At 75.9% G+C, this 9,026-nt stretch carries 9 protein-coding genes; 4 read left to right on the top strand and 5 right to left on the bottom strand.

The window, feature by feature from the left end; all coding sequences use genetic code 11:
* The 3 genes from E1283_RS25480 to E1283_RS25490 all read right to left on the bottom strand — a co-directional run.
* Positions 1 to 1,106 (bottom strand): CaiB/BaiF CoA transferase family protein (locus E1283_RS25480; RefSeq protein WP_132820490.1); only part of this gene is annotated, 1,106 nt, incomplete at its 3' end.
* Complete coding sequence (locus tag E1283_RS25485) at positions 1,106 to 1,864, bottom strand: IclR family transcriptional regulator (protein WP_132820491.1); 759 nt, start codon at positions 1,862 to 1,864, stop codon at positions 1,106 to 1,108. The genes E1283_RS25480 and E1283_RS25485, both read right to left, overlap by 1 nt.
* Before the next feature lie 105 nt (positions 1,865 to 1,969).
* A complete protein-coding gene (locus E1283_RS25490; RefSeq protein WP_132820492.1) occupies positions 1,970 to 2,848 on the bottom strand; it encodes a Rossmann-fold NAD(P)-binding domain-containing protein in 879 nt (292 codons plus the stop codon).
* 90 nt (positions 2,849 to 2,938) lie between these two features.
* Between E1283_RS25490 and E1283_RS25495 the strand changes: the two genes are divergently transcribed.
* Both E1283_RS25495 and E1283_RS25500 read left to right on the top strand, forming a co-directional pair.
* Positions 2,939 to 3,877: an AraC family transcriptional regulator gene (locus E1283_RS25495; RefSeq protein ID WP_132820493.1), complete on the top strand. Its 939-nt coding sequence runs from the start codon at positions 2,939 to 2,941 to the stop codon at positions 3,875 to 3,877.
* Between the two features lie 133 nt (positions 3,878 to 4,010).
* Positions 4,011 to 4,967: a beta-ketoacyl-ACP synthase III gene (locus tag E1283_RS25500; protein WP_132820494.1), complete on the top strand. Its 957-nt coding sequence runs from the start codon at positions 4,011 to 4,013 to the stop codon at positions 4,965 to 4,967.
* A gap of 24 nt (positions 4,968 to 4,991) precedes the next feature.
* Here E1283_RS25500 and E1283_RS25505 read toward each other — a convergent pair whose 3' ends face one another.
* Positions 4,992 to 6,293: a hypothetical protein gene (locus E1283_RS25505; RefSeq protein ID WP_132820495.1), complete on the bottom strand. Its 1,302-nt coding sequence runs from the start codon at positions 6,291 to 6,293 to the stop codon at positions 4,992 to 4,994.
* Between the two features lie 96 nt (positions 6,294 to 6,389).
* Entirely contained in the window at positions 6,390 to 6,758 is a 369-nt protein-coding gene (locus E1283_RS25510; RefSeq protein ID WP_132820496.1) for a cupin domain-containing protein, read from the bottom strand.
* Between the two features lie 151 nt (positions 6,759 to 6,909).
* On the opposite strand from E1283_RS25510, the gene E1283_RS25515 reads away from it, so the two are divergent.
* Together E1283_RS25515 and E1283_RS25520 are read left to right on the top strand one after the other, a co-directional pair.
* On the top strand, positions 6,910 to 7,671 hold the full coding sequence (locus tag E1283_RS25515; RefSeq protein ID WP_132820497.1) for a sirohydrochlorin chelatase: 762 nt from the start codon (positions 6,910 to 6,912) through the stop codon (positions 7,669 to 7,671).
* Positions 7,672 to 7,708: 37 nt separating this feature from the next.
* Positions 7,709 to 9,004, top strand: coding sequence for a deoxyguanosinetriphosphate triphosphohydrolase (locus tag E1283_RS25520; RefSeq protein WP_132820498.1), 1,296 nt, complete (start codon positions 7,709 to 7,711; stop codon positions 9,002 to 9,004).
* The last annotated feature ends 22 nt before the right edge of the window (positions 9,005 to 9,026 follow it).

Raw genomic sequence — 9,026 nt, forward strand, 5'->3', positions numbered from 1 at the left:
GTGGGGGCCGGGGTGGGCTCCCCGTCCACCCGCACCGGGCTGCCGAGCACACTGAGTGTCCGGTCGCGGCCGTCGGGGAACGGCAGTTCGCGCACGAACGCGCGGGCGGCCAGCTGCTCCAGGGCCAGCGCGTCCGGCACCGAGAGCACCCGGGCCGCCGGCACGCCGGCGTCGGAGAGGATCTCCTCCCACTCGACGGCCGGCCGGGCGGCAAGACCCGACTCCACCTCGGCGCGCAGCGCGTCGCGGTGCGTCTTCCGGTCGCCCGGGTGCGTGAAGCGCGGGTCGGACGTCAGGTCCTCGCGGCCGATCAGCCGGCACAGCGTCGCGAACTGCTGCTGCCGGTTGGCGGCGATGTTGAGGTAGCCGTCGGCGGTGCGGAAGGTGCCGGACGGCGCGGCGGTGAAGTTCTCGTTGCCCATCGGCCGCGGCGCGGCGCCGGTGATCAGGTAGTTGGACGTCACCCAGCCCATCGCGGTCAGTGCCGACTCCAGCATGGACACGTCGACGAACGCGCCCTCGCCGGTGCGGCCGCGCCGCACCAGGGCGGCCGTGACCGCGAAGGCGGCCGCCATGCCGCCGAGCGTGTCGGCGACCGGGAAGCCGGCGCGCAGCGGCGCGGTCTCCGGGGTGCCGGTCACGCTCATCATGCCGCTCAGGCCCTGGATGATCTGGTCGTACGCCGGCCGGTCGCGCAGCGGCCCGGTCTGCCCGAAGCCGGAGATGGCGCAGTAGACGAGGCCCGGGTTCTCGGCGCTCAGCGCCTTCCAGCCCAGGCCGAGGCGGTCGAGCACGCCGGGGCGGAAGTTCTCCAGCAGCACGTCGGACTCCCGCACGGCCCGCAGCAGCGCCTCCCGGCCCGCCGGGTCCTTGAGGTTGAGCGTGATCGAGCGCTTGCCCGCGTTCTGCGCGAGAAACGAGGCGCCGAGCAGCTCGTCGCCGAGGGCCCGGTCGGCGCCGAGCTGCCTGGCCAGGTCGCCGGAGCCCGGCATCTCCACCTTGACGACGTCCGCGCCCTGCAGCGCGAGCTGGTAGCCGGCGAACGGCCCGGCGAGCACGTTGGTGAGGTCCAGTACCCGGACCCCTTCCAGGAGGGCGGTCGTCATCAGGCGGTACCTCCGATGCAGTCGAGGATGGTCAGGGCGCGGGCGGTCGACAGCAGGTGGGGCAGGAAGGCCGCGACGGCCTCGTCCGTGAAGCGGACGGTCGGGCCGCCGAGCGCGACCGCCGCGCTCAGCCGGCCGGCGCGGTCGAACACCGGGGCGGCGACGCCCGACACGCCCGGCTCGCGCTCGCCGTGGCTCACCGCCCAGCCGTCCTCGGCCGCCCGCCGCACCCGCTCCCACAGCGGCTCGCCCCAGCCCTCACGCGGCGCGCCGGCCGCGACGGCGAGGACGTCGGCGCGGTCGGCGCGGGAGAGCAGGACATGGCTCGCGGCGCCCGACCAGAGCGGCATCCTGGTGCCCACGCGGACGACGTGCCGCAGGGTGCGGGTGCCCTCGTGGCGGGCCACGCAGACCCGGGAACCCCGTTGGCGGACATAGAGGTTGACGGTCTCGCCGTGGCTGGCCGCGCTCAGCTCGGCGAGCCGCCGCAGGGCCTCCTCGGGCAGCCGCCAGGTGTGGCCCGCCAGCTCGGCCCAGCGCAGCAGCCCGGACCCGGGCACGTACTGGCCGTCCCCCCGGCCCCAGAGGAGCCCGACCTGCTCCAGCGTGTGCGCGAGCCGCACCACGGTGGTCTTCGGGAGGCCGGTCTCCTCGACCAGCTCGCGCAGCGACCGGCTCGGGTGGTCCGCGTCGAACAGGGCGAGCAGCTCCACGGCGCGTTGCACGCTGCGGACGCCGCCCGAGTCCGTGTCGGCCATCTGCGTTCCTCGTCTCCGCCGGCGCTGGACGGGTGCCGGCCCGCCCATCACACCATCGAACCACTCAGCGGCACAAGTGATCCGCCTGGTGGTTTGGTGTGGTTGCTAGGCGGGGGTGGGGCTCGCCCGCCAGGCGGTGGCCGTGGCCGCCGCGAAGTCGGCGAAGTCCCGCGCCGGCCGGCCGAGCACTGCCGCCACGTCACCGGTGACGGCGGCATTGCGGCCGTCGAGCGCCTCCTCGAAGAGCGCGGCGAGCATGCCGGCCACCTCGGTCGGCAGCCCGACGTCGGCCGTCAGATGCGCGGCGTAGGCGCCGGCGGAGACGGCGCGGTAGCGGATCTCCCGGCCCGTGGCCCGGCCGAGCTCGGCGACGGACTCGGCCAGGGTGAGCGCCCGGGGGCTGGTCAGCTCCAGCGTCCGCCCGTCGAGCCCGCCCCCGGTGAGCGCCGCCACCGCGACGTCCGCGATGTCGTCGGCGTCCACGAACGCCTCCACGGTGTCCGGCGCCGCCGGCAGCACCAGCTCCCCCCGCTCCCGGATGCCGGCGGCCGGGAACTCCTCGCTGAAGTTCTGGCAGAACCAGCTCGCCCGCAGGATCGTCCACCCGGTGCCGGCCTCGCGCACCGCGCGCTCGGCCGGGCGGGCGTTCGGCAGGCCGCGTGCCGAGAGCAGCACCAGGCGCTCGACCCCGGCGCGCGCCGCGCGCTCGGCGAGGGCGCCGAGGACGTCGGAGGCCCAGGGGGCGGTGACGTCCGGGTAGTAGGCGAGGTAGGCGGCCCGCGTGCCGGCCAGCGCGGGCGCCCAGGTCGCCTGGTCGGTCCAGTCGAACGGCGGGGTGCCGGCCCGGGAGCCGACCCGGGCGCCGGGCAGGCGGGCGGCGATCCGGCGTCCGGTCTTGCCGGTGCCGCCCAGGATCAGGATCTCGTGGTTCGTCTTGAGGGTGTCGAGGTTCGTCGCGTGGTTCGTCGCGTGGTTCTCGGTCATGCCCCCATCCCACCGGCCCCGGTGGCGCTCCGCCCATGGTCCGGCGGCTCGCCCGCATAAGCGTTCGTCTCACCGGTCTACGCTGGCGGCATGGACGCACTGGGCAGCCTGTTGGAGGGACCCCGCGCCCGTGGCGCGTTCCTGATGCGGGTGCTGCTCGACCCGCCGTGGGCGGTGCTGGTGCGCGACCGGGCGCCGCTGAGCGTGGTGTGCGTGACCCGCGAGCACGCCTGGGTGGTGCCGGAGCGGAGCGAGCCGGTCCGGCTCGTCCGCGGCGACCTGGCGCTGCTCGGCGGCGCCGAGACCTTTCTGGTGGCCGACGACCCGGCCACCGAGCCCCGGGCGCACATCCTGCCCGGCGGCTGCGGGGTGAGCCCGTCCGGCGAGGACCTGTGCGAGGTGCTGGAGCAGGGGGTGCGCACCTGGGGCACCGGGGCGGGCGGCCCGGGCTCCGCCGAACTGCTGGTCGGCACCTACCAGTTGCCCGGCGAGATCACCGGCCGACTGCTGCGCGCGCTGCCCCCCGTGGTGGTGGTGCGCGACGGCGAGGCGGGCGCGCCGCTGCTGCCGCTGCTGGCCGCCGAGATCGTCAGGGACGAGCCGGGGCAGGAGGTCGTCCTCGACCGGCTGCTCGACCTGCTGGTGACCTCCGCGCTGCGCGCCTGGTTCGCCCGGCCGGAGGCCGAGGCGCCCGGCTGGTACCGGGCGTACGGGGACCCGGTGGTGGGGCTCGCGCTGCGGCTGCTGCACGACCACCCCGCGCACCCGTGGACGGTGGCCGCGCTGGCCGAGCGCGCCGGGGTCTCCCGGGCCGCCCTCGGCCGCCGCTTCTCGGCGCTGGTCGGCGAGCCGCCGATGTCCTACCTCACCGGCTGGCGCCTCGACCTGGCGGCCGACCTGCTGCGCCGCCCGGAGGCCACGGTGGACTCGGTGGCGCGCCGGGTCGGCTACGGCAGCGGCTTCGCGCTGAGCGCCGCCTTCAAGCGTGAACGCGGGATCAGCCCGAGTCGGCACCGCGACGGGGGATGAAAGGGCCGTCGGGATGCGCGGTATTCGGCATTCACGTGGACGAATTCGGGAATCCTTCTGGCAGAGAGCGCGAGCGCGCCAGATATAGTCGGCTGGATCTTGGACGCTGTCTCTGACAGGAAATTGAACATACATGACGACCATCGCACTTTCCCCCGCGGCTTCGGGGGCGCGGATCGTTTCCCTGGGTCATTGTCTGCCGGCCACCGTCCTGACGTCGGAGGAAGTCGCCGCCAGACTCACGGTGGACGCGGAATGGATCGTGTCAAGAACCGGCATCAGGGAACGCCGCATCGCCGACAAGGGCGAGACGGTCGTCGACCTGGCGACCGCGGCCGGGCGGCACGCCCTGGAGCGGCTGCCGAGCGGCACGGTCGACACGGTGCTGGTGGCCACCTCCACCCCCGACTCCACGATGCCGAGCGTCGCCGCCCGGGTCGCCGGCCGCCTCGGTCTGCCGGAGCCGGCCGCGTTCGACGTCAACGCCGCCTGCGCCGGCTTCTGTTACGGGCTGGCCACGGCCGACGCGCTGATCCGCGCCGGCAGCAGCAGGGGCGCCCTGGTCATCGGCGCGGACAAGGCCAGCGCCTTCCTCGACTGGGCCGACCGCGACACCGCCGTGCTCTTCGCGGACGGCGCCGGCGCCGCCGTGCTCCAACCGGCCGAACGGCCGGGCATCGGGCCGGTGTTGTGGGGGTCGGCGGGCGAGCGCAGCGAGCTGATCACCATCGACGCGGACGACGGCGTGCTCCGGCAGAACGGCCCCGCGGTCTACCGCTGGGCGAGCGGCCTCGGCCCGATGGCGCGCCGGATCTGCGACCGGGCCGGCATCTCCCCCGACCGGCTCGCGGCGTTCATCCCGCACCAGGCGAACCTGCGGATCATCAACGCGCTGGCGACCCATCTCAAGCTGGGCGACGACACGGTCGTGGCCACCGATGTCGTCGACACGGGAAACACCATGGCGGCCACCATTCCGTTGGCGTTGTCCCGCATGAGTGAAAGCGGTCGCCTCGGCGCTGACGCCGAGGTGCTGCTTTTCGGATTCGGCGCCGGCCTTTCCTATGCCGGTCAGGTCATCACACTGTAGGGATTTCCTGGCGGCTGGTCGCGCTCACGGTGGTCCGGGCGGCGGGCCGGGCATTCCGACCGGGCCGGGGCCGGCGCGGCGGCGGTGCCCGCGGGCGGCGCCCGCCGCGGCGGACACCGCGAGGAGCCCGAAGCCGACGGCGCCGGTCCAGCCGGGGAACAGCAGGCCGGGTTCCGAGGACTCGGGTGCCACCCGGTCCTCGGGGTCGGCGAAGACCCACAGCCAGTCGCCGACCTCGGGCCGGCGGCACTGCCCGAGCCCCTGCTCCAGCGGCCGACCGGCCTCCTCGGGCCGCAGCACGCAGATCCGGGTGGCGTTACGCCCCTTGGTCGTGTACGTGTCGACCACCTCGGCCCTGATCCACTCGCCGCGGTCCAGCAGGATGAGGGTCCTGGCGCTCGCCAGGGCGGTGCCCAGCAGGACCAGGCCGGCCACCACGAAGACCAGCAGGTGCCAGACGGCCATCGTGCGGCGCACCAGCCGGACGAGCAGCAGCCCGAGCAGCACCAGGACGAGCGCGAGCAGCGGCCAGACGGCGTCGTCCCCGACGCGCGCCGGGAGGAACGCGGCGGCCAACGCCGCCGCGCCGCACAGCGCGGCGCCCGCCAGGGCGAGCAGCACGGTCGCGGCCCGTGAGCGGCCGGGGCCCGCGCCGACGAGCCCGCCGTCGACCCGGTGCGCGGCACCCGTTCCGCCCCCGGCACCGTGGTAGGGCTCGCCCACCCGCGCCGCGCCGGTGACCGGCCGCCGTCTGGGCTCGACGTCGGCCGACAGCGCCGCGCGGATCGACGGCCCGCCGCGGTGCCGGAGCGCCCGCGCGAGGCCGGCGAGGCCCGCGCCGACCAGCAGCGCGGCCCAGGTCAGGAAGGCGCCGGCCACCAGGGGCTCCGGCTCACCACCGCCGGCCAGGAACCCGCCGAAGAGACAGGCCAGGCCGAGCGGCAGCGCGACGCTGGACACCGTCCCCCAGAGCAGTCGGCGGGCCGACGCCTCCGGCCGCGACGACCGGCCCGCCAGCTCGCGGGCCAACAGCCGGTTGGTCTCCCTGGCCCGCAGCGCTCCCCTGACCAGGCCCGCGCCGGTGCCGGCGACCAGCAGCGTGCCGGTGACCAGCGGCAGGACGGCGTCGCCGGGGCCCCGGTCGACGACGTCGAGTCCCCCGGCCACCAGTCCCACGCCGAGACCGAGCCCGACCACCAGCAGGGCCCGGGTGAACAGCGTGGCCGCGGACAGGTGGTCCCGCAGCAGGGCGTCGACGTCCAGACCCTCGCCGCCCGGCGGGCCGCCGCCGTACGCGGCGCGGTCGACAGGGCGCGTGTCATCCATCCGATTCCCCCCGGAACATCCCCATCCGACGGTCCGCCGGCCCTCACGCACTCTAACGGGCAGGTGGTATCGCCCCGTTGGGGTCGGCCGCCGGGCTCACGCAGGGTGGCGCTCGCGCCGGGTGTCGTATACGACGACCGGCTCCGGGGTGGCCGTCACCGAGGTCAGCAGCACCACCGAGTCGTCGAGGGCCCGCAGCCCGTGCCGGGTCTGCGGGATCTTCATCAGCTCCCCGGAGCGCAGCTCCACCTCGCCGTCCCTGGCGATCAGCCGCACCCGGCCGCGCAACACCTGGAGGCTGGCCGCCGGCGGGGCCGTGTGCTCCTCTAGCTCGGAGCCGGCGGTCAGCGCGATCACACTCTGCCGCAGCGGCCCGTCCCGGAGGAAGAGATGGGCGCTGCGGCCGTGGTCGGCGGCCTGCGCCAGGGCCAGATAGCGCTCGGCCAGCTCACTGAGGTCGTCCATGCACTCCATGCTGCCGGGCGCTCCGCGCCCCGCAACTCCTGCCGCGGCCACGCCCCGCTCAGCCGGCCGACCGGGCCACCGTGAGCACAGCTGTGGCCATTGGTGACACCCAGGCAATACCGACGCAACGGAACGGGCCCACGCTGGCGGGATGAGCAGCACCCGCACCCCGTCGACCCTGGTCGCCGTCGCCCACGGCTCCCCCGACCCGCGCGCCGAAGGGGTCGTCCACGCCCTCGTCCGGCGCGTCCGCGCGCTGCGACCCGGGCTGCGGGTGGAGCTCGGGCACCTGGAGAACGACCGGCCCCCGCTGCCCGACACCCTGGCCAGGCTGCACGGCCGCGCGGTGCTCGTGCCGCTGCTGTTCAGCCGGGGATACCACGTCAAGCACGACATCCCGGCCGTCCTGGCCGACGCCCCGCACCTGGACGCCGTCACCGCCGCCACCCTCGGCCCGCACCCGCTGCTCGCCGAGGCCCTGCACAACCGGCTGGTCGAGGCCGGCTACCGGCGAGGCGCCGCCGTGGTGCTGGCCGCCGCCGGATCCCACGACCCCGAGTCGAGCGCCGGCACCGAGTACACCGCGCAGATGCTCTCCGCCCGACTCGGCGGCGTCCCGGTGCTGCCCGGCTACGCCTCGGCCGCCCGGCCCACCGTCCCCGAGGCCGTCGACCGGCTGCGCGCGGCCGGCCACCGGGAGATCGCCGTCGCCTCCTGCTTCGTCGCCCCCGGACTCTTCGCCACCCGCTGCGCCGAGGCCGCGCCCGGCGTGGTCGCGGCCCCGCTCGGCAGCCACCCGGCGCTGGCCAGGCTGCTGCTGCACCGCTACGACCGGGCCATCGGCGCGCCACGCGTCGCGGACGGGCGGGCGCTCGCCGCCCGCCGTCGCGCCACCCTGGCCGTCGCGCCCTGACCGTCCCACCGTCACCCCCGGCGGTTACCTTCGGGGTATGCACGACACAGCCGGGTACGGTGGCGCCGACGCCGAGAGATACGACCCCGAGCCCGACAAGCGCCCGGGCCGCACCGCCTTCCAGCGCGACCGGGCCCGCGTCCAGCACTCGGCGGCGCTGCGCCGGCTCGCCGGCAAGACCCAGGTCGTCACGCCGGACGACGCCGACCGCCACCTGTGGGACATCGCGCCGCGCACCCGGCTCACCCACTCCCTGGAGTGCGCCCAGATCGGTCGCGACCTCGGCGCCGCCTTCGGCTGCGACCCGGACATCGTGGAGGCCGCCTGCCTCGCCCACGACATCGGCCACCCCCCGTTCGGCCACAACGGCGAACGCGCCCTGGACGCCATCGCCGACTCCTGCGGCGGCTTCGAGGCCAACGCCCAGTCGCTGCGGCTGCTGACCCGGCTCGAACCCAAGCACGTCGCCGACCCCGGGGACGGCACGGAGCGCCCGCTCGGCCTCAACCTCACCCGCGCCACCCTCGACGCCGCCACCAAGTACCCCTGGCCGCGCGGCGCCCACCCCACCACGCCCGCCTCACCCAAGTACGGCGTCTACGCGGACGACCTCCCCGTCTTCCACTGGCTGCGGCGCGACTCCCGGGGCACCGCCCGCTGCTTCGAGTCCCAGGTGATGGACTGGTCGGACGACGTCGCCTACTCCGTGCACGACGTCGAGGACGGCCTGCACGCCGGCCACCTCGACCCCGCCCTGCTGCTCGCCGAGCCCGAGCGCCGCGAGGTCTTCGCCGTCGCCGCCGCCCGCTACGCCCCCGACGGCACCGAGGAGGCCGAGCTGGCCGCGGCCCTCGACCGGCTGCTCGCCCAGGACTGGTGGCCGCACGGCTACGACGGCAGCGCCCGCGCCCAGGCGCGCCTCAAGGACGCCACCAGCCAGCTGATCGGCCGCTTCTGCCTCGCCGCCGAGCACGCCACCCGCGAGCGCCACGGCCCGGGCCCGCTGCGCCGCTACGCCGCCGACCTGGTGGTGCCGGCCGACGCCCGTCTCGAGTGCGCGGTGCTCAAGGCCGTCGCCGACGTCCACGTGATGCAGCGCCCCGACCAGGAGTTGCTGCGGGGGCGGCAGCGGCGGCTGCTCGCCGAGCTCGGCGAGGCCCTGATCGCCCGCGCCCCCGACGGCCTCGACCCGCAGTACCGGGCGCTGTTCGCGGCCGCCGCCGACGACCGGGAGCGGCTCCGGGTGGTGGTGGACCAGATCGCCGCGCTCACCGACGCCGCCGCGCGCTCCCTCCACGCGCGGCTCACGCCGGGGGATCGCACCTCCGTGTGATGCGGGGCGCCCGGGGTGGGTG

Origin of the sequence: Streptomyces hainanensis (assembly GCF_004348415.1) — a bacterium.
Taxonomy (GTDB): Bacteria; Actinomycetota; Actinomycetes; order Streptomycetales; family Streptomycetaceae; genus Streptomyces; species Streptomyces hainanensis.